The organism is Streptosporangium album, assembly GCF_014203795.1.
GTDB classification, from domain to species: domain Bacteria; phylum Actinomycetota; class Actinomycetes; order Streptosporangiales; family Streptosporangiaceae; genus Streptosporangium; species Streptosporangium album.
On sequence record NZ_JACHJU010000001.1, the window covers coordinates 4173157 to 4190890 of the forward strand.

A 17734-nucleotide genomic window follows, 5' to 3' on the forward strand; every position below is an offset into this window, starting at 1 on the left:
GGACTTCGATGATCCGCCTGGCCATCCCCGGGGACCTGCCCGCGATGCGGCTCCACACCAACGCCCGGATGGAGCCGAACATCGCGCTCTACAGGCGCCTCGGCTATGAGATCACCGAACGCCGCAGGTCGGGACCGCGTGAGGTGGTCTTCATGAGGAGACAACTCGCTCCGGGGCCGAGTAGAGGTTGAAGCGCTCCTCGCGGAGGAAGCCGACCAGTGTCATCCCGAACTCCCTGGCCAGGTCGACGGCCAGGGAGGAGGGGGCGGAGACCGCGCAGACGACCGGCACGCCCGCCGTGAGGGCCTTCTGCATGATCTCGTAGCTGCTGCGCCCGCTGACCATCAGGATGTGCCCGCCCAGTGGCAGCCTGCCGTCCATCAGGGCCCGGCCGACCAGCTTGTCCACCGCGTTGTGCCGTCCCACGTCCTCGCGGACCGCCACGAGCTCCCCCTCGCCGGTGAACAGCCCGGCCGCGTGCAGCCCCCCGGTCTTGCCGAACACGCCCTGACGTTCTCGCAGCCGGTGCGGCAGGCCGTACAGGGTCTCGGGGGAGACCCGCAGGTCGTCTCCGGCGGGCAGGGGGGAGCAGCGGTCGCGCAGGGCGTCGAGGCTGGCGGTGCCGCAGACCCCGCAGGCGCTCGATGTCATGAAGTGCCGGTCGAGGCCGGGCAGGTCGGGCAGCCGCTCGCCGCCCAGCCGTACCGTCACCGTGTTGTAGCGCGCCTCGGGGGCCACGTCCTCGTCGGTGCAGTAGGCGATGGAGGAGACGTCCTGAGGGGTGATGACGCCCTCGCCGTACAGGAACCCGGCCGCGAGCTCGAAGTCGTGGCCCGGGGTCCGCATGGTGATCGCGAGCGTACGGCGTGCCTCACCCGCCTGGATCCGGATCTCCAGCGGCTCTTCGGTGGCCAGGTCGTCACGGTGGTCCCTGACGACTCCGGCCGACACCTCCCTGACCCGGGTCCGCGTGGTCGGTCCCGGCCTCATGACGCTCTCCATCAGCACTCCGCCCTCCCCGGCCGGCTCCGGCCTCGTGGCGCCATCCTCTCGCCCCCTGACCTGTGCGGACAGCCGTCCCCGCCGCCCACTCCCCGCATACGGCGCCAGTATTCCCTGGTCATTGGCGTAATTCGGTAACAGGTAGTCGGTAAGGGAGGGAAGATGGTTATGTGCTCGACTCGCCGTTCACCGATCTCGACCGCCCGCCGCTCTCCCAGGCGGCGCTCAACCACGCCCTGGTCCGCCCCGGCGGCCTGTGGTCCGGCATCACCGTCGTCGACAGGACCGGTTCGACGAACGCCGACCTCGCGGCGGCCGTCCGTGACGGCGCCCGGCAGGGGGCCGTGCTCATCGCCGAGGCGCAGTTCGCCGGCCGAGGCAGGCTCGGCCGCTCCTGGAGCGCGCCGCCGCGCTCCGGCCTGACGTTCTCGGTGCTCCTGCGGCCCGAACCGTCCTCCGCCAGGCAGGGCTGGCTGCCGCTGCTGGTCGGCCTGGCCGTCGCGTCGGCCGTGCGCAGGGTCGCCGAGCTGGACGTCCGGCTGAAATGGCCCAACGATCTGCTGGTCGGGGAGCGCAAGCTCGCCGGCGTGCTCGCCGAGCGGGTGGACAGCGCGGTGGTCGTGGGCGTCGGGCTCAATGTGAGCCTCCGCGCCGACGAGCTGCCCGTGGAGACCGCCACCTCGCTGGCCGTCGAGGAGGCCGCCTGCGTCGACCGCGACCCACTCGTCCGGGCGGTCCTGCGGGAGATCGAGGCCCACTACCGCGAGTGGTCGCAGGCGGACGGCGACGCCGACGCGTGCGGGCTGCGGGCGGCCTACCTCGCGATGAGCGCGACGATCGGCCGCGAGGTCAGGGTGGAGCTGCCGGGGGAGCGGGTGCTCACCGGGACGGCCACCGGCATCGACCACGCAGGACGCCTGCTCGTCCGGTCGAAGGACGGGGAGCAGACGCTGAGCGCCGGCGACGTCGTGCACGTCCGGCCGCACGCCTCCTGACGCGGGGCGCCCGAGCATGCCACGATTTGCCCCATGGGTCTGCCTGATCACCACCTGACGGAGGGGGAACTGCGCATCCGCGCGTTCCACCCTCATTGGAAGCGCCTCATCGTCCCGATCCTCGCGCTGGTCCTCATCATCGCCGGGTCCGGTGCCGCGATGTACTTCATGCCGGTCTTCGACTACGTCTTCTACGCGCGTGTGGCGGTGGCCGTGCTCGCCGTCGGACTGCTGACGGTGTGGTCGTTCGTGCCATACCTGCAGTGGAAGAACACCTCGTACGTGCTCACCTCGCACCGGTTCACGATCAGCACGGGTGTGCTGAACAAATCCACCGACGACATCCCGATGAGCAAGGTCAACACCGTCAGCGCCGAGCAGACGCTGATGGAGCGGATTCTCGGCTGCGGCACGCTCAACGTCGAGTCGGCCGGAGAGCAGGGGCACATCACGCTGCGAGACATCCCGCAGATCCAGGATGTGCGGGCCGAGCTGTTCCGTGCGCTCGACGACGCGGCCGACGGGGATCCGTGAGGAATGATGGGTGACGTACCGTTATCTCCTGGATGGAGAACGGAAGATGGACGGAGGGGAAGTGACGGGACGTCCGACGGCCGAGCAGATCGAAAGCCTCTTCGTCGGCTCGTCACCCCGCTACACCCGGATCCAGGTGGCCCGGCTCGCCGGCGTGCCGCAGGACCTCGCCGAGCGGATCTGGCGGGCCCTCGGCTTCGCCACGCTGGCCGACGACGCGGTGGCCTTCACCGACGCCGACGTGGCCGCGCTCGAACGGGTCAGGGCGATGATGAAGGACGGGCCGCTGGACGACCAGACGGTCATCAGGCTGGCCAGGGCGCTGGGCCAGACGACCGCCCGGCTCGCGCAGTGGCAGGCCGAAATCATGATCGGCGCCATGCTCGACCCGGACGAGCGGCCGACCGACGCCGACCTGGGGGCGATCCTGGACACCTCGCGCCGGCTGCTCCCGGACTTCGAGCAGGTGCTGGTCCACGTCTGGCGCGCCCAGCTCGCCGCCGCCGGGACCCGGCTGCTGGCCATCACCGACCTCACCGACGAGGTGGTGCCCAGCCGGCTGACCCTCGCGGTGGGCTTCGCCGACCTCGTCTCCTTCACCCAGGTCTCCCGCCAGCTGAACGAACGCGCCCTGGCCGACCTCGTCGAGGGGTTCGAGTCCCGGGCCTCCGACGTGATCTCCGCGTACGGGGGGCGGCTGGTGAAGACGCTCGGCGACGAGGTGCTGTTCACGGCCGCGGACCCGCGCGCGGCCGCCGCGATCGCGCTGGAGTTCGTCGAAGTGATCCGGCGGTACGGTCTCGAGGTGCGGATCGGCCTGGCCTACGGCCCCGTCCTGCCGGTGATGGGCGACGTCTTCGGCACCACCGTCAACCTGGCGGCCCGGCTGACGGCCATCGCCCGGCCCGGCACGGTCCTCGTCGACGACGGGTTCGCCGGGGCTGTCGCGGAGGTGCCCGGCATCGAGACGAGCAGCCTCCGGCGGCGGCCGGCCCGCGGTCTCGGGGTGGTCCAGCCGTACGTCCTCCGCCGTGCCTGACGGTCCGCCCGCCTGATAAGCATGGGGATGCGGACCGATCCGTTGAAAATGCTGTTCCACCGGTAACCAAGCTCGAAGATCTGAAGATGAGGTGCAGGCATGCCGTACACCGTGCAAGGTGTGGTCGCGCGTGGCAAGGGCGAACCCGTCTCCCTGGAGACTGTCATCGTTCCGGACCCCGGTCCCGGCGAGGCGGTGGTGAACGTCCAGGCCTGCGGCGTCTGCCATACCGACCTGCACTATCGCGAGGGCGGCATCAACGACGACTTCCCGTTCCTGCTCGGGCATGAGGCCGCCGGGGTGGTCGAGGCCGTCGGCGAGGGGGTCACCGAGGTGGCCCCCGGCGACTACGTGATCCTCAACTGGCGGGCGGTCTGCGGTGAGTGCCGCGCCTGCCGGCGTGGCCGTCCCTGGTACTGCTTCAACACCCACAACGCGACCCAGAGGATGACGCTGGAGGACGGCACGCCGCTCAGCCCGGCCCTGGGCATCGGCGCCTTCATCGAGAAGACCCTGGTCGCCGCCGGGCAGTGCACCAAGGTCGACCCCGCGGCCCCCGCGACGGTGGCCGGCCTGCTCGGCTGCGGTGTGATGGCGGGCATCGGCGCCGCCGTGAACACCGGTGCCGTGACCCGTGGTGACAGCGTGGCCGTCATCGGCTGCGGCGGCGTCGGCAGCGCCGCCGTCCACGGCGCCCTGCTGGCGGGCGCCACGAAGATCATCGCGGTGGACATCGACGACCGCAAGCTCGCCTGGGCCAGGGATTTCGGCGCGACCCACACGGTCAACTCCAGCACCGCCGACGCGGTGGAGGCGATCCGGGAGATCACCGACGGCAACGGCGCGGACGTGGTGATCGAGGCGGTGGGCCGCCCGGAGACCTACAAGCAGGCCTTCTACGCCCGCGACCTGGCCGGGACCGTGGTCCTGGTGGGCGTGCCCACCCCGGAGATGACGGTGGAGCTTCCGCTGCTGGACGTCTTCGGCCGGGGCGGGGCGCTGAAGTCCTCCTGGTACGGCGACTGCCTGCCCAGCCGTGACTTCCCCGTGCTCATCGACCTCTACCTGCAGGGCCGGCTGAAGCTGGACGGCTTCGTCTCCGAGACGATCGGCCTCGGCGACGTCGAGGAGGCCTTCGCCAAGATGCACCGCGGCGAGGTCCTCCGTTCGGTGGTGGTCCTGTGATCGACAGGATCGTCACCTCGGGGACGTTCTCGCTGGACGGCGGGACGTGGGACGTGGACAACAACGTCTGGGTGGTCGGCTCCGACAGCGAGGTCGTCGTCATCGACGCGGCGCACGACGCCGAGGCCATCGCCCGGGGGATCGGAGACCGTGCGGTCAGGGCGATCGTCTGCACGCACGGGCACAACGACCACATCAACGCCGCGGCCGACCTCGCCGCGCGGGTGGACGCGCCGATCCTGCTCCATCCGGCCGACCAGGTCCTGTGGGAGATGGTGTACGGCGACACGCCGTACACACCGCTGGAGGACGGCCAGGTCCTCTCGGTGGGCGGGGCCGACCTGACCGTGCTGCACACGCCCGGTCACGCGCCGGGCGCGGTCTGCCTGCACGTCCCCGGGCTCGGCGCGGTCTTCACCGGAGACACGCTGTTCAAGGGGGGCCCCGGCGCGACGGGCAGGTCCTTCTCCTCCTTCGAGACGATCATCGACTCGATCAGGGGACGGCTGCTGACCCTGCCGGAGGACACGGTCGTGCACACCGGCCACGGCGACTCCACCACGATCGGCGCGGAGGCCCCGCACCTTCAGGAGTGGCTGGCCCGAGGGCACTGAGGCCGTCGCGCCGTCCGTCGGCCGGCGGGGGAGCGGGCCCGGTGTGACACGGCTCACGTAGGCGACCCTTACCTGATGGGTTAGATTAGGTGTGCCTAACCTACGCTGTCGCTCCAGGAGAGAGGCCCCTCCCCCGCCATGTACGTATGTGTCTGCCGCGCGGTCACCGAGAACGATGTGCATGACTGCATCGCGGACGGCGCGAGGAGCGCGCGGCAGATCCGCGACACCACCGGTGCTGGTGGGGACTGTGCTTCTTGTGTCCGGAAGATCTGTGCGATCCTGAAACGGTCTGAAGAGTTGACGCCGACCGCGTAGCGCGAGGAGCCCGCCTCATGCAGGGCGACAAGAAGATCATCGAACTGCTCAACGAGCAGCTCACATCCGAGTTGACCGCTATCAACCAGTACTTTCTGCACGCCAAGATGCAGGAACACTGGGGATACACCAAGCTCGCGGCCTACACCCGCGCGGAGTCCTTCGATGAGATGCGTCACGCGGAGAAGCTGACGGATCGCATCCTTTTCCTCGAAGGACTGCCGAACTATCAGAAGCTGGGCATCCTGCACATCGGCCAGACCGTCCAGGAGCAGCTCCGCGCCGATCTGGACATCGAGCGTGAGGTCGTCACACGCCTGCGGCCCGCCATCATCCTGATGCGCGAGAAGGGCGACACCACCTCGGCCCGCCTCTTCGAGGAGATCCTCGAAGACGAGGAGCATCACATCGACTACCTGGAGACCGAGCTGGGACTCATCGAGAGTCTCGGTGAGCAGCTCTACCTGGCCCGCTATGCCGAGCCTCCCTCGGCCTCCTGAGCCGATTGCCCGAACACGCCCACCGTGCCCCATTACGGATGGGCGTGTCGTGCTTTGTCGGTGAGGTCATTGGCGGGCCTGTCCTTTCAAGGCCCTTCCGATGCGGGAGCCGTACTACGCGACGCTGAACCGTTGCGGGACGACTATCCGGGATTTATCAGTGTTTGCCCAGGTCAATGGATGGGTCAATGACAAGTCAAACCGCGCGCTGTGCCCGGGAAACGATCCTCTAAGGTCCTACGATCGCAACATGACCTGTGTACTTCTCGCCGAGGACGACACCTCGATCTCCGAGCCACTGGCGCGCGCGCTGCGCCGTGAGGGCTACCAAGTCGAGGTGAGCCCCGACGGCCCGCAGGCCCTGGAGCGGGCTCTGTCGGGTGGCATCGACTTGATAGTTCTTGACCTTGGCCTGCCCGAGATGGACGGCCTCGAGGTCGCCAGACGCATACGAGCAGAAGGGCACGGCACGCCCGTGCTCATCCTCACGGCCCGCGTGGACGAGGTCGACACCGTCGTCGGCCTCGACGCGGGGGCCGACGACTACGTCACCAAACCGTTCCGCCTGGCGGAGCTCCTGGCTCGGGTACGCGCCCTTCTGCGGCGCGGCACGTCCGAGACGCCCGTGGTGCAGGGTGTGCGCATCGACGCCGACTCCCGTCGCGCGTGGATGGGTGAGAAGGAGCTGCACCTGACGACCAAGGAGTTCGACCTGTTGCGGGTCCTGGTCCGCGACGCCGGCAAGGTGGTCACCCGCGAGCAGATCATGCGCGAGGTGTGGGACACCAACTGGTGGGGCTCCACCAAGACCCTGGACATGCACATCTCGTGGCTGCGCCGGAAGCTGGGCGACGACGCCGCCAAGCCCCGGTACATCACGACGGTTCGAGGGGTCGGCTTCCGGTTCGAACGCGAGTAGGGGATGCGTCGTCGACTGCTCTCCTCGACCCTGCTCGTCGCGGTCATCGGGGTACTTCTGCTTGGCATCCCCCTGGGTGTGGCGGTCAACCGGCTGATCGAGGAAGAGGCGACTCAGGAGCTGTCCTCCCAGGCCAAAAGCCTGCTGGGGGAGGTGGAGTATGCCCGAATCCAGGATCAGCCCGTCGATTCCGAGCAGCTGAAGCGAAAATACCCCGACCGCTACATCCAGATCTATGCCAAGGGGACACCCCCCCTGGTGCTGACGGCGGGCAACGAACCATCCGAGAACAGCAAAATGACCCAGGACGCCCAGTCGGAGAACGGGGTCTACATCGCGGTCAGCCGGGACAGGACGCAGGTGGAACACGAGGTCCGGGCATGGCTCCTGCTCATCCTGGCGCTCGCCGCGGCCGCCCTCGCGGTCGCGGTCGGGCTCGCCATCGTGCAGTCGCGCCGCCTGACGTTACCGCTCGTCGACCTGGCGATGATCGCTGAGCGGCTCGGCTCCGGTGATGCGAGGCCGAGCAAGCACCGCTACGGCATACAGGAGCTCGACCGGGTGGCCGAGGTGCTCGACCGCAGTGCCACCCGTATCTCCGACCTGCTGGCCAGGGAGCGGGAGTTCGCGACCGACGCCTCGCACCAGCTGCGCACCCCGCTCACCGGGCTGACCATGCGGTTGGAGGAGATCGTGGCGGCCGCGCACGAGCCCGGCATCGTCAAGGAGGAGGGCGAGGCGGCCATCGTGCAGGCCGAACGGCTCACCGCCGTGATCGACGAGCTGCTGTCCGCCGCCAGGCGGCAGCGGCAGGCCCAGACCGAGGCCGTGGAGCTGGACGACCTGCTTGACCAGCAGTTCATCGAGTGGGGCCCGGCGTTCCGCCGGGTCGGACGGCAACTCAGCCTGTCCGGCGCGCGCGGGCTCAAGGCGGTGGGTACCAGCGGGGGCATCAGCCAGGTGATCTCCACTCTTCTGGAGAACTCCCTGGAGCACGGTGGCGGCACGGTGACGGTGACCACCAGCGAGAAGGAAAGGTCCATCGTGGTCGAGGTCGCGGACGAGGGGCAGGGCATCTCCGGGGACCTCGCGCCCCGCGTCTTCGAACGCAACGTGAGCGGGGCGGGCGGCACCGGGCTGGGGCTGACGCTCGCGCGGGCGCTGGCCGCCGCCGACGGTGGACGTCTGGAACTCGTACGGCCGCGCCCCGCGGTGTTCGCGCTGTTCCTGCGGCAGGTCGGCGACATCGGCAGGAACCGGGTGGTCAGTGGGCCTGCGTGACCTCGCCGGGGCCCGGACGGTCAGCGGGCCCGGGTGACCTCGTCGGGGAGCTCCTTCGGCACGATGTCCGTGGCCTCCAGGAAGACCCACTTCTTGTAGGACCAGAACCGGAACAGCGTCCCCAGGCCTATGCCGAACAGGTTGGCGATGTTGATGCTCAGCGGGTCGGTCAGCTCAAGGGTGTCGCGGGTGAAGCCGATGCAGAGCAGCCCGATCAGCAGTCCGATCCCGTTGAGCAGGAAGAACAGGAAATATTCGCGGGCCAGCCCGCTCTGCTCCCGGTGCCGGTAGGTCCAGTAGCGGTTGCCGAAGTAGGCGAAGGTGGTCGCGACCGTCGTGGCGACGACTTTGGAGGTCAGGGTGCCCCAGTGCAGGCCGTACTGGAGCAGGTTGAGCCCGCCCACATCGATGACGAAGGCGATCGCCCCGATGATGCCGAACTTCGCCAGCTCGCGGACCAGGCCGACGAGCCGTCCGTACGCACGTCGCAGAAACTGCACGTCTCCTGCACGGTCCTTTCCGGGTTGGCTGAGGATCCGCCGCTCGGGGAGGACCATGGACGTTCTTCCACCAGGCTACTCCCGTGGTCGCGGATCCGGCCCGCCTGTTGACCAGCTGGTGTGCATAGTGGTTAGCAAAGACTAATTCAATAAATGTCATGTGTTGCCGGATAAATCCGTGCATCTGACGTTACTCTGAGCGGGTAGATCGCAGGGAGCCTTCGGGGGAGTTCGCCCCCCCGCGACCGGTCAGACGGATCGCCGCACGCGACGGCCACGACCACGGGACCACCACTTGCCCCGCCGACTCCTCACTCTGCTCCTGGGACTGACCGTGCTGTCCGGCTGCGGCGTGCGGACGGATGAGGACAGTGTGACCCGCGGAGCCGCGCCGTCACCGGAGACGTCCGCCCGCGCGGTGGAGCTCGCCGAGGCCACCCAGGCCTTCGAGCTGCTGAGCCGACTCGACGACGCCTGGCGGAAACGGGACTGCCAGGCGGTCGAGAGCCTCACCACCTGGGCGGAGAATACGCTGGGCGGTCGTGCCTGCGAGGCAACCCGGAACGGCCGCCCAGCTCCCGTCAGGAAGGAATACTCCGACCCGGAGTTCTTCCTGCCGGCCACGGCCGACGCGGACCGCTGGTTCGTCGCCCTGGCGCGCAAGCCCGGCCCGGCCTACTTCCTGTTCGTCGACGGGGGAGACGACTGGAGGCTGGCCGCCGGACCCATCCCGGTGAAGGGGGAACCGCCCGCACCGGCCCAGGGCGCGGTGCCCACCGACGACCCCACCACCGGGGTCAAGGTCCGCCTCGCGCCTCAGCGTTACCTGACCTACCTGACCTACCTGACCGATCCCGCCGGGGTGAGCGGGGTGACCTTCCCCAAGGGCGACGCCGTCAGGGAAATCTTCGACGAGCTGGTCCAGCGGCCCCGGAAGGTACGGCCCGACCGGCTCACCTCCGACGTCCGGCTGTTCGTCGGCCCGCAGCGGGCGCTGCTGCTGCCCGGCGGAGGCGCGCTGGTCATCCACGCCCTGGAGATCGAACACCGGCAGAAGGCCGGGCCGGGCCGCTCCTCGCTGAGCCATCCCCTGTACGGCGGGGACGAACTGCGCGGGTTCACCGGAAAGCGCGGGACCGGCGGGCTGACCGGGACCGAGATCGTGCTCCTCGCCACCAAGGTGACCGGCGGCGCCAAGCTGTCCACGGTCGCCGTGCGCCGCTCCCTCGCCACCCTCACCGCGGGCTGATCCAGCCTGCCGCAGACGCCGGGGCGCCGGTGGCCGCCGTGTGCCGCCCCCCGCGCCGCATGCCGTCATACCCGGCCGGAGGTTCCGGGGCGCCGACGGCCGCGGGCCGTCCCGCCCGGTGGCGGTCCCGTTCCTCCGCACCGGCTGACCGGCGCCTGACCGGGGGCCGGTAAACTCGACCGTCGTGAGCAGCCCTTCTCTGGCCAGTCCCATCGGACCCGTCGTCGGCGTGATCGGAGCGGGCCAGCTGGCCCGGATGACCCAGCAGGCGGCCATCGCCCTCGGGGTGGAGCTGCGCGTGCTGGCCGGCTCGCCGGACGAGAGCGCCGCCCGGGTGATCGTCGACGTGCGCGTGGGCGACTACCGCAACCTCGCCGACCTGCGTGACTTCGCCAAGGGCTGCGACGCCCTCACCTTCGACCACGAGCACGTCCCCACCGAGCACATCCGCGCGCTGGCCGGGGACGGCTCCGCCGTGCACCCCGGCGCCGACGCGCTCGTGCACGCCCAGGACAAGGCCGTGATGCGTGAGCGGCTGACCGCGATCGGCGTCCCGTGCCCGCCCTGGCGGCGGATCGCCACGGCCGCCGACGTCGAGGAGTTCGCCGCCGAGAACGGCTGGCCGGTCGTGCTCAAGGCCGTGCGCGGCGGCTACGACGGGCGCGGCGTCTGGATCTGCCGGTCCGCCGGCGACGCGGCGGAGGTCCTGGCGAGCGGGGTGCCGCTGATGGCCGAGGCGTTCGTGCCGTTCGAGCGTGAGCTGGCCGTTCTGGTCGCCCGGTCGCCGCACGGGCAGGGCGTCAGCTACCCGGTCGTGGAGACCGTTCAGTGCGACGGCATCTGCGTGGAGGTGCTCGCCCCCGCGCCGGGGCTCGACCCCGAGCAGGCCGCGGTCGCCCAGGGGATCGCTCTGAAGATCGCCAACGAGCTGGGCGTGACGGGACTGCTGGCCGTGGAGATGTTCGCCACCGCCTCCGGGCTCGTGGTGAACGAGCTGGCCATGCGCCCGCACAACAGCGGCCACTGGACCATCGACGGCGCCCGCACCTCCCAGTTCGAGCAGCACCTGCGCGCCGTGCTCGACCTCCCGCTCGGCTCGCCCTCCCTGACCGCCCCCGTGGTGGTGATGGCCAACCTCCTGGGCGGCGACGATCCGGATATCTTCTCCCGCTACGAGCACGTGATGGCCCACGATCCGGGGATCAAGGTCCACTTCTACGGCAAGGAAGTACGGCCCGGCCGCAAGATCGGCCACGTCACCGCCGCCGGCACCGACCTGGACGAGGTCCGGGCCCGCGCCCGGCACGCCGCCGTCTACCTCACCGAGGGCGTCTACACGTGAGCGGGCGGGCCTTCCGGCACGTCACCGTCGCCGACGCGGCCCACGGTCCGCGGACACACGTGAGCGGGCCGGTCCCCGCGCGCGGCACCACCACAGATCCGGCCCGCGGGCCGCGAGACGAGGAGAACGCATGACCACCGTCGGCATCGTCATGGGCAGCGACTCCGACTGGCCGGTGATGAGGCTCGCCGCCGAGGCGCTGGCCGAGTTCGGGGTCGCGTTCGAGGCCGACGTCGTCTCCGCGCACCGCATGCCGGAGGAGATGATCACGTACGGCGCGCAGGCGGCCGGACGCGGCCTCAAAGTGATCATCGCGGGGGCCGGGGGCGCGGCTCACCTGCCCGGCATGCTCGCCTCGGTCACCCCTCTGCCGGTGATCGGCGTCCCCGTCCCGCTGAAGTATCTCGACGGCATGGACTCCCTGCTCTCCATCGTCCAGATGCCCGCCGGAGTCCCGGTCGCGACCGTCGCCGTCGGCGGCGCCCGCAACGCGGGCCTGCTGGCCGTACGGATCCTCGCCGCCTCCGACGAGAAGCTGCGGGTCAAGATGGAGGAGTTCCAGGCGTCCCTCAAGGAGCAGGCCCACGCCAAGGGCGCCAAGCTCCGCGCCGAGGCGGCCGATCTGATGCGGTGAGCCCCGAACTCACGGTGGCGGTGACGGCGGTGTTCGGAAGCCTGGGAGCCGGTGACGACCATCGGCCTGCCGAGAGCGGGGTCAGCTCTGGATCACATCGTTGATCGGACCGGCATGGGCGCCGGACCGGAGTTCGGTCTCTCCCTGGTGAGCGCCGAGGGCGCGGCGGATACTGTCTACGTGGACCGCGCCGCCCGAGGGCACGTCACCGACCAGCCTCGCGATGTGGCGGAGATCCGCACACGTTTCGAAGAGCTCCGCGCGGAGGCCCTGCCCCCGCGAGCGGGCATCGACCTGATGGCGAAGGTGATGACGACATGGAAGCAGACCTGAGCGCGGCCGTCTGGCGCAAGGCGTCCGTCGGCGGCGACACCGGCGGCGACTGCGTCGAGGTGGCCGTGGTGGACGCCCCCGGTGCCGGGCACAAGGCGGGCCTCGGCTCCCTTTACGTGCTGCGCGACTCCAAGAACCCCGAAGGGCCGAAACTGTTCTTCACCCGCTCGGAGTGGGACGCCTTCGTCGGCGGCGTCAAGCTTGGCGAGTTCGACAGCTGACGGAGACGGCTTACCCGGACATTGCGGTTGAGGCCGGGCCTCCGGACGGGAGGGCGTTACGGCGGCCCGCCTCTCAGTCTGGAGGAGCGGCCCGCCGCGGCGCGGGCCGGGGTCGGCGGGTGGCGCCGGGTGGCTTGGCCGTACGGCGGGCCGGCCCCCGGGGCGGGCCGGCCGTACGGCGGGTGGAGCGGCCTGAAGGCCGGTCAGGGGCGGCCGAGGGCACGGTAGTGCCAGCCGGCGGCCCGCCAGGTTTCGGCGTCGAGGGCGTTGCGGCCGTCAACGATCTTGCGGGAGGCGACCACGGCACCGAGCGCCTCGGGGTCGAGCTCGACGAACTCCTGCCACTCGGTCAGCAGCAGCACCACGTGGGAGTCGCGGGCGGCCTCCAGGGCGGAGTCGCCGTAGGAGAGGTGGGGATGGGCCCGGCGGGCGTTCTCCTGGGCGACGGGGTCGTAGACGGTGACCCGGCCGCCCTGCTCGCTGATCTTGACGGCGACGTCCAGGGCGGGCGAGTCGCGGATGTCGTCGGAGTTGGGCTTGAACGCGGCGCCGAGGACGGTGACCGTGCAGCCGTGGAAGGAGCCGCCGGCCAGTTCGCGGGCCAGGTCGACCATGCGGTTGCGGCGGCGCTTGTTGATCGCGTCCACCTCGCGCAGGAAGGTCAGCGCCTGGTCTGCGCCCAGCTCCCCGGCGCGGGCCATGAACGCCCGGATGTCCTTGGGCAGGCAGCCGCCGCCGAAGCCCAGGCCGGGGTTGAGGAACTTCCCGCCGATGCGGTCGTCGAAGGAGAGCGCAAGCGACAGCTGCTTGACGTCGGCGTGGGCGGCCTCACACACCTCGGCCATCGCGTTGATGAACGAGATCTTGGTGGCGAGGAAGGCGTTGGCGGCGACCTTGACCAGCTCGGCGGTCGGGTAGTCGGTGATCACTATCGGGGTGCCCAGCTCCAGCATCGAGGCGTACACCTCGCGCATGATCTTCTCGGCCCTGTCGGAGGCGACACCCAGCACGATCCGGTCGGGGTAGAGGGTGTCCTTGACGGCGAAGCCCTCACGCAGGAACTCGGGGTTCCATGCCAGCTCGGCCCCCGTGCCGATGGGGGCCAGCCGGGCCAGCTTGTCGGCCAGGCGCTGGGCGGTGCCCACCGGGACGGTGGACTTGCCCAGGACCAGGCATTCGCGTTTCAGGTGGGGGGCCAGCGACTCGATCGCGGCGTCCAGGTAGGAGACGTCCGCTCCGTACTCACCGGGTTTCTGCGGGGTGCCCAGGCACAGGAAGTGCACGTCGCCGAAGGCGCCGGCCTCCTCGTAGGAGGTGGTGAAGCGCAGTCGCCCGTTGGCGAGGTTGCGCCGGAGAACCTCTTGCAGACCGGGTTCGTAGATGGGCAGGTCACCGGCCTGTAGCCGGGCGACCTTCTCCGCGTCCACATCGACGCCGAGGACTTCGAAGCCCAGCTCCGCCATGCACGCGGACGTCGTCGCACCCAGGTATCCGGTTCCCACCATCGTCAGGCGGTAGGCCACTGGTGTTCCTTTCGGTTCTGCCCAACTATGTGCCGCCAGGGTATCGGTATCCCTCTTGCCCTTCGCCACCTGCATAAACTGGCAGGGACTCATATCACACCGGGTGGATCGGTCCATACTTGTTGGACGTCCTAGTATTTGTCCATGAGCTTCCCTCTCTATGCGCTGCCCGAGGAGCACCAGATGCTCCGGGAGACCGTCCGCGCCCTCGCCGACGAGAAGATCGCCCCTCGTGCCGCCGAGGCCGACGAGACGGGGGAGTTTCCCTGGGACGTCTACAAGGCGCTCGTCGCCGCTGACCTGCACGCCGTGCACGTTCCCGAGGAGTACGGCGGCGCGGGGGCCGACGCCCTCGCGACCGTCATCGTCATCGAGGAGGTGGCGCGGGCCTGCGCGTCGTCCTCGCTGATCCCCGCGGTCAACAAGCTGGGCACCGTCCCGCTGCTGCTGTCGGCGTCCGAGGAGGTCAAGCAGCGCTACCTCGCGCCGGTCGCGCGGGGCGAGGGGATGTTCTCCTATGCCCTGTCCGAGGCCGAGGCCGGCAGCGACGCCGCCGCGATGAAGACCCGCGCCGTGGCCGACGGCGACGACTACGTCCTCAACGGCGCCAAGATGTGGATCACCAACGCCGGTGTGTCGGAGTACTACACGGTGATGGCCGTGACCGAGCCCGGGGTCGGCGCGCGGGGCATCTCCGCGTTCGTCGTGGAGAAGGGCGACGAGGGCGTCAGCTTCGGCGCCAAGGAGCGGAAGCTCGGCATCAAGGGTTCCCCGACCCGTCAGGTCATCTTCGAGAACGTGCGCATCCCCGCTTCCCGGATGATCGGCGAGCCGGGCACCGGCTTCAAGACCGCCCTGGCGACCCTGGACCACACCCGCATCACCATCGCCGCCCAGGCTCTCGGCATCGCCCAGGGCGCGCTGGACTACGCGATCGGCTATGTGAAGGAGCGCAAGCAGTTCGGCAAGGCCGTGGCCGAGTTCCAGGGCGTCCAGTTCATGATCGCCGACATGGCGATGAAGCTGGAGGCCGCCCGCCAGCTCACCTACGCCGCCGCCGCCAAGTCCGAACTGGCCATGCACGGCGAGCCGCAGAAGGACCTCACGTTCTTCTCCAGCGCCGCCAAGTGTGCCGCCTCCGACGCCGCGATGGAGATCACCACCGACGCGGTCCAGCTCCTCGGCGGGTACGGCTACACCAGCGACTACCCGGTCGAGCGGATGATGCGCGACGCCAAGATCACCCAGATCTACGAGGGCACCAACCAGATCCAGCGCATGGTCATGGCCCGCCAGCTCCTGAAGTAGCGCGCTGAGCGGCGGAAACCCGGTCCGGACGAGGCTCCCGGACCGGGTTTCGCGTGTGCCGGATGGATCTCAGGAGAATCCCTGTTCCGTGAGAGCTCCGCAGGCCACGCACGAGAACGACGGAACATCTGGGTGAGGCTGTTCGCGCCAGAGGAGTTCGGATCAAGTTTCCCGTGACCAGCCCGTCGTACGGAAACCGGGGCGAACTTATCGAGAAGATCCCGCATCTCAACAGTTGTGATCAAACAAGCGATGGCAACGGCACTGGTGATCGGATCGGTGCTGGGCGGAACCGGCGTGGCCCACGCGGGCACCGCCGAGATCCCCAAGGGGTTCCTGCTGACCGAGCGCGCAGCTGCCGCGGGACCGGTCATGGAGGACGAGGAGTGGTGGAAGATCAGCAACAGTCTGTCCCGGCAGCTCGAACTCAATCCCTGTGACACGAAGGGGAAACCCCGCGACGGCCGGGTCGCGATGCGCACCATCACGTACTCGAGCAGCGCTCCCTCCGGCAGCAGCGAACAGCTCGTGCTGTACAGGAACACCGAGTCCGCCCAGGCCGCTTTCCGTAAGCTTCGGGCGGACCTGACCAGGTGCCCGAAGCAGGCAACGACGAAGCGCAGCACCAGTTCCAGGTTCGGCTACGTCGGCAAGCCGTTGCGAGTCGGAGACGAGGCCCTGTCTGTCGCAGGCTACTCGTACAAAAAGGGAAAGCGTGAGGGTGAGGCCGCCGAGATGGGAGTCGTCGCCCGCCGGGGCACCGCCTTGATCCTCTACACCGACGCCGGCAACGGTCTGAGAGAGAGCAAGAAGATCGTCGGCCAGGCGAAGAAGATGGCGAAGAAGGTGTGTGACCTGCCTGGGGTATGCGGGTAAACCGCCCGTTTCGGGAAGAGGCTCAGTGGGCTGATCGCCCGTGGCCGTCTGGTCGATGAGGTGCCTTGTTCCGTCCCTGTTCCGTCAGCGAGGGAACAAGGTTTGCCGTCCGGCAGGGTGCGGGCGCTGTCTGCCGGACGATTGTGCCGTGGTCCTGAAATGTGGCTTATGTGGTACTAAAAGGTAAAAGAAGATCTACGATTAGATGTGCCTCCTGTTGCCGAGCAGCCAGGAGGCCCTGTGTCACCGCGCGAGCAGACGGACCACTCCCTCAGCAGGCGACGACTGTTTCAGGCCGGCGGTCGTGTCGTCGCCCTGGCAGCCGCCGGTTCCCTCCCGTTCGTCGATGCGGGCACCGCGCACGCCACCGTGGACCCCAGCCTGAGGTTCAACTTCGGGGGGTCCGGGGGTGACCCGATCATCGGGAGGTCGCTGCACGCCAACTGGGTGATGCAGTCGTTCGCGTATGACAACGTCAACCGGCATGTCTACTTCGTGCAGCGTAATTCGGAGAACACCCGCCCCGAAAACGTGGGCGATCTGTGGGTTACCAGGACAGACCTCGCCGGTAATCAACTGGGTTCCATGGCCCTGCACAATTTCGGGCACGGCGTGCAGATCGGTGTGGAGCCCTATAACGGGGCCGTCTACCTGTGGACGGAGTGGCAGGATCGGAATCCGCCGACCAGTTTCGGTAACAAGATCGGGCGCTTCAGGTTCGTGGACGGCGCGGTTCTCGAAAGGAGCAGCGGCTCGATTCAGGACCGGACCCCCACTCTCGGGAACATGCACCCTGAGTCGGCCAACCCGCAGCCCGCGATCGATCCGAGCACCGACCGGCTGGTGGTGCGGTTCAGAGATGTCGACAAGAACCCGCGCATCGTGCTGTTCCGCATGAGCGACGCCCGGGCAGGCCGGCTCAGTGCGGGGTATCGGCTTGCCGAGCGGGCCCTGCCGGCGAGGGACGCGGCCTGGGCCAAGGCGAATCCCTTCCAGGGCTTCACCGCCTACGGCCAGTACGCCTACCTGCTCGAAGGCGGAGTGAGTGAAACCTCCTATCTCACCGCCATCGATCTGAACGGCGTGGGGCAGAGCATCGCGCAGGACAGGTGGCCGACATCCGCCGGCCGGTCCCTGCCCGGCCGCGAACCACAGGGAATGGCGATCTGGCTCGTGACCGCGGGCAACGGGGCGGCCCAACCGCGGCTGGCCTTCGGCTTCTACTCGAACACCGACGGTGTGCGTCAGGCCAACGTCTTCTACAAGGACACGTTCCTTTAGCCGGGGGGTGAGGGACGATCTCCCAGGCGGTGCCCGGCCCGTGCTCCGTGGGACCCGGCGAGGGGACCCGACAGGGGTTG

At 69.3% G+C, this 17734-nt stretch carries 21 protein-coding genes; 18 read left to right on the forward strand and 3 right to left on the reverse strand.

Annotation, left to right across the window (positions count from 1 at the left end):
• Positions 1 to 8: 8 nt before the first annotated feature.
• Positions 9 to 191: an N-acetyltransferase gene (locus FHR32_RS20215; protein ID WP_184755719.1), complete on the forward strand. Its 183-nt coding sequence runs from the start codon at positions 9 to 11 to the stop codon at positions 189 to 191.
• On the opposite strand, the gene fdhD is transcribed toward FHR32_RS20215, so the two are convergent.
• A complete protein-coding gene (gene fdhD, locus FHR32_RS20220; protein ID WP_246466230.1) occupies positions 151 to 990 on the reverse strand; it encodes a formate dehydrogenase accessory sulfurtransferase FdhD in 840 nt (279 codons plus the stop codon). The two genes, FHR32_RS20215 and fdhD, sit on opposite strands and share 41 nt — an antisense overlap.
• A 182-nt stretch (positions 991 to 1172) precedes the next feature.
• Between fdhD and FHR32_RS20225 the strand changes: the two genes are divergently transcribed.
• The 9 genes from FHR32_RS20225 (at position 1173) to FHR32_RS20265 (ending at position 8387) form a co-directional block, all read left to right on the forward strand.
• Positions 1173 to 1997 carry a biotin--[acetyl-CoA-carboxylase] ligase gene (locus FHR32_RS20225; protein ID WP_184755721.1) on the forward strand — a complete coding sequence of 275 codons (825 nt, stop codon included), beginning with the start codon at positions 1173 to 1175 and terminating at the stop codon, positions 1995 to 1997.
• A gap of 33 nt (positions 1998 to 2030) precedes the next feature.
• The gene (locus FHR32_RS20230; protein WP_184755722.1) at positions 2031 to 2531 is read left to right on the forward strand and encodes a PH domain-containing protein; all 501 of its coding nucleotides are present in this window, start codon (positions 2031 to 2033) and stop codon (positions 2529 to 2531) included.
• A gap of 46 nt (positions 2532 to 2577) precedes the next feature.
• Positions 2578 to 3570 (forward strand): adenylate/guanylate cyclase domain-containing protein, encoded by a 993-nt coding sequence (locus tag FHR32_RS20235; protein WP_184755723.1) that lies wholly within the window; start codon positions 2578 to 2580, stop codon positions 3568 to 3570.
• Positions 3571 to 3669: 99 nt separating this feature from the next.
• Positions 3670 to 4755, forward strand: a complete 1086-nt coding sequence (locus FHR32_RS20240) for an S-(hydroxymethyl)mycothiol dehydrogenase (RefSeq protein ID WP_184755724.1) — start codon at positions 3670 to 3672, stop codon at positions 4753 to 4755.
• Positions 4752 to 5369 carry an MBL fold metallo-hydrolase gene (locus tag FHR32_RS20245; RefSeq protein ID WP_184755725.1) on the forward strand — a complete coding sequence of 206 codons (618 nt, stop codon included), beginning with the start codon at positions 4752 to 4754 and terminating at the stop codon, positions 5367 to 5369. The genes FHR32_RS20240 and FHR32_RS20245 overlap by 4 nt, the downstream gene beginning before the upstream one ends.
• A 138-nt stretch (positions 5370 to 5507) precedes the next feature.
• Positions 5508 to 5687: a (2Fe-2S)-binding protein gene (locus FHR32_RS20250; protein ID WP_184755726.1), complete on the forward strand. Its 180-nt coding sequence runs from the start codon at positions 5508 to 5510 to the stop codon at positions 5685 to 5687.
• A gap of 17 nt (positions 5688 to 5704) precedes the next feature.
• On the forward strand, positions 5705 to 6187 hold the full coding sequence (gene bfr / locus FHR32_RS20255; protein ID WP_184755727.1) for a bacterioferritin: 483 nt from the start codon (positions 5705 to 5707) through the stop codon (positions 6185 to 6187).
• Positions 6188 to 6437: 250 nt separating this feature from the next.
• Positions 6438 to 7106, forward strand: coding sequence for a response regulator transcription factor (locus tag FHR32_RS20260; protein ID WP_043620820.1), 669 nt, complete (start codon positions 6438 to 6440; stop codon positions 7104 to 7106).
• Between the two features lie 3 nt (positions 7107 to 7109).
• Positions 7110 to 8387: an ATP-binding protein gene (locus FHR32_RS20265; RefSeq protein WP_184755728.1), complete on the forward strand. Its 1278-nt coding sequence runs from the start codon at positions 7110 to 7112 to the stop codon at positions 8385 to 8387.
• Between the two features lie 20 nt (positions 8388 to 8407).
• Here FHR32_RS20265 and FHR32_RS20270 read toward each other — a convergent pair whose 3' ends face one another.
• A complete protein-coding gene (locus FHR32_RS20270) occupies positions 8408 to 8887 on the reverse strand; it encodes a GtrA family protein (RefSeq protein WP_312882502.1) in 480 nt (159 codons plus the stop codon).
• Positions 8888 to 9182: 295 nt separating this feature from the next.
• On the opposite strand from FHR32_RS20270, the gene FHR32_RS20275 reads away from it, so the two are divergent.
• From FHR32_RS20275 to FHR32_RS20295, 5 genes are all read left to right on the forward strand, one after another.
• Positions 9183 to 10136, forward strand: a complete 954-nt coding sequence (locus FHR32_RS20275; protein WP_184755730.1) for a hypothetical protein — start codon at positions 9183 to 9185, stop codon at positions 10134 to 10136.
• 184 nt (positions 10137 to 10320) lie between these two features.
• Positions 10321 to 11478: a 5-(carboxyamino)imidazole ribonucleotide synthase gene (locus FHR32_RS20280; RefSeq protein ID WP_312882503.1), complete on the forward strand. Its 1158-nt coding sequence runs from the start codon at positions 10321 to 10323 to the stop codon at positions 11476 to 11478.
• A 130-nt stretch (positions 11479 to 11608) separates the two neighbouring features.
• Entirely contained in the window at positions 11609 to 12112 is a 504-nt protein-coding gene (purE, locus tag FHR32_RS20285) for a 5-(carboxyamino)imidazole ribonucleotide mutase (protein ID WP_184755731.1), read from the forward strand.
• A 114-nt stretch (positions 12113 to 12226) separates the two neighbouring features.
• Positions 12227 to 12445: a Scr1 family TA system antitoxin-like transcriptional regulator gene (locus tag FHR32_RS20290; protein WP_184755732.1), complete on the forward strand. Its 219-nt coding sequence runs from the start codon at positions 12227 to 12229 to the stop codon at positions 12443 to 12445.
• On the forward strand, positions 12430 to 12666 hold the full coding sequence (locus FHR32_RS20295; protein WP_184755733.1) for a DUF397 domain-containing protein: 237 nt from the start codon (positions 12430 to 12432) through the stop codon (positions 12664 to 12666). Before FHR32_RS20290 ends, FHR32_RS20295 begins: the two co-directional genes overlap by 16 nt.
• A 203-nt stretch (positions 12667 to 12869) precedes the next feature.
• On the opposite strand, the gene FHR32_RS20300 is transcribed toward FHR32_RS20295, so the two are convergent.
• Positions 12870 to 14189, reverse strand: a complete 1320-nt coding sequence (locus FHR32_RS20300; RefSeq protein WP_184755734.1) for a UDP-glucose dehydrogenase family protein — start codon at positions 14187 to 14189, stop codon at positions 12870 to 12872.
• Between the two features lie 144 nt (positions 14190 to 14333).
• On the opposite strand from FHR32_RS20300, the gene FHR32_RS20305 reads away from it, so the two are divergent.
• From FHR32_RS20305 to FHR32_RS20315, 3 genes are all read left to right on the forward strand, one after another.
• Positions 14334 to 15497 (forward strand): acyl-CoA dehydrogenase family protein, encoded by a 1164-nt coding sequence (locus tag FHR32_RS20305; RefSeq protein WP_184755735.1) that lies wholly within the window; start codon positions 14334 to 14336, stop codon positions 15495 to 15497.
• Between the two features lie 252 nt (positions 15498 to 15749).
• Complete coding sequence (locus FHR32_RS20310; RefSeq protein WP_184755736.1) at positions 15750 to 16373, forward strand: hypothetical protein; 624 nt, start codon at positions 15750 to 15752, stop codon at positions 16371 to 16373.
• Between the two features lie 240 nt (positions 16374 to 16613).
• Positions 16614 to 17654, forward strand: coding sequence for a phage baseplate protein (locus tag FHR32_RS20315; RefSeq protein ID WP_221465482.1), 1041 nt, complete (start codon positions 16614 to 16616; stop codon positions 17652 to 17654).
• Positions 17655 to 17734: the final 80 nt, after the last annotated feature.

What these genes read in the sequence shown, in the direction of transcription:
- FHR32_RS20215 (WP_184755719.1), top strand. Translation starts at nt 9, where the DNA reads ATGATCCGCCTGGCCATCCCCGGGGACCTGCCCGCGATGCGGCTCCAC.
- fdhD (WP_246466230.1), bottom strand. Translation starts at nt 990, where the DNA reads ATGAGGCCGGGACCGACCACGCGGACCCGGGTCAGGGAGGTGTCGGCC.
- FHR32_RS20230 (WP_184755722.1), top strand. Translation starts at nt 2,031, where the DNA reads ATGGGTCTGCCTGATCACCACCTGACGGAGGGGGAACTGCGCATCCGC.
- FHR32_RS20235 (WP_184755723.1), top strand. Translation starts at nt 2,578, where the DNA reads ATGGACGGAGGGGAAGTGACGGGACGTCCGACGGCCGAGCAGATCGAA.
- FHR32_RS20240 (WP_184755724.1), top strand. Translation starts at nt 3,670, where the DNA reads ATGCCGTACACCGTGCAAGGTGTGGTCGCGCGTGGCAAGGGCGAACCC.
- FHR32_RS20250 (WP_184755726.1), top strand. Translation starts at nt 5,508, where the DNA reads ATGTACGTATGTGTCTGCCGCGCGGTCACCGAGAACGATGTGCATGAC.
- bfr (WP_184755727.1), top strand. Translation starts at nt 5,705, where the DNA reads ATGCAGGGCGACAAGAAGATCATCGAACTGCTCAACGAGCAGCTCACA.
- FHR32_RS20260 (WP_043620820.1), top strand. Translation starts at nt 6,438, where the DNA reads ATGACCTGTGTACTTCTCGCCGAGGACGACACCTCGATCTCCGAGCCA.
- FHR32_RS20265 (WP_184755728.1), top strand. Translation starts at nt 7,110, where the DNA reads ATGCGTCGTCGACTGCTCTCCTCGACCCTGCTCGTCGCGGTCATCGGG.
- purE (WP_184755731.1), top strand. Translation starts at nt 11,609, where the DNA reads ATGACCACCGTCGGCATCGTCATGGGCAGCGACTCCGACTGGCCGGTG.
- FHR32_RS20290 (WP_184755732.1), top strand. Translation starts at nt 12,227, where the DNA reads ATGGGCGCCGGACCGGAGTTCGGTCTCTCCCTGGTGAGCGCCGAGGGC.
- FHR32_RS20295 (WP_184755733.1), top strand. Translation starts at nt 12,430, where the DNA reads ATGGAAGCAGACCTGAGCGCGGCCGTCTGGCGCAAGGCGTCCGTCGGC.
- FHR32_RS20305 (WP_184755735.1), top strand. Translation starts at nt 14,334, where the DNA reads ATGAGCTTCCCTCTCTATGCGCTGCCCGAGGAGCACCAGATGCTCCGG.
- FHR32_RS20310 (WP_184755736.1), top strand. Translation starts at nt 15,750, where the DNA reads ATGGCAACGGCACTGGTGATCGGATCGGTGCTGGGCGGAACCGGCGTG.